The organism is Mesorhizobium sp. M4B.F.Ca.ET.089.01.1.1 (assembly GCF_004022605.1).
GTDB classification, from domain to species: domain Bacteria; phylum Pseudomonadota; class Alphaproteobacteria; order Rhizobiales; family Rhizobiaceae; genus Mesorhizobium; species Mesorhizobium abyssinicae.
In genome coordinates this window covers 1-569 of sequence record NZ_RZOS01001239.1, presented here as the reverse complement: position 1 = coordinate 569, position 569 = coordinate 1, and the positions used below count along the sequence as shown (strand labels likewise).

General features: G+C 71.5%; 1 pseudogene. It reads left to right on the top strand.

Going from position 1 to position 569, the window contains the following annotated elements:
- Positions 1-569 (top strand): annotated as a pseudogene (locus EN780_RS36945) (DNA polymerase III subunit gamma/tau); the annotation flags it as partial.

The window sequence follows — 569 nt, the reverse complement described above, 5'->3', positions numbered from 1 at the left end:
ACCGCTGCCGACGATGCATCGCTCTCCGAGGATGAGCGCCGGCGCGGCGGCGACTTCGCCGGGACGCTGTCGGTGCGCGTGCTGTCCAGGACATGGCAGATACTGCTGAAGGGCATCCCCGAAGTGCAGTCCTCCAACCGGCCGGTGAGCGCCGCCGAGATGGTGCTGATCCGGCTCGCGCATGCCGCCGACCTGCCGACGCTGGACGAGGCGCTGAAATCGCTGGAGGGCGCTTCGCCGGTTCCGAATGGCGCGCCGCGCGCCAACGGGGCGCCGGCAAGCCCCGGCAATGGCGGCGCCAGCGCTGTGGCGCAGGCGCGCATGCCGTCCGCCGGCGGCGGCGCGCAGACGATGCGGCTGGTGGAGGCGCAGCCCGTGCCCGCGGCCTTTGTCGCGGCGCCGGAACCGGTCGTCGAAACGCCTGCTGTGCCGGTGAAGTCCTTGGCCGACATTGCCGCCCTTGCCGATGCCAATCGCGACATCGCCTTCAAGGTGTTGATCAAGCGCTGCGTGCGGCTGGTGCGCATCGAGCCCGGCCGCCTCGACGTCAGCCTGACCGAAGATGCGCC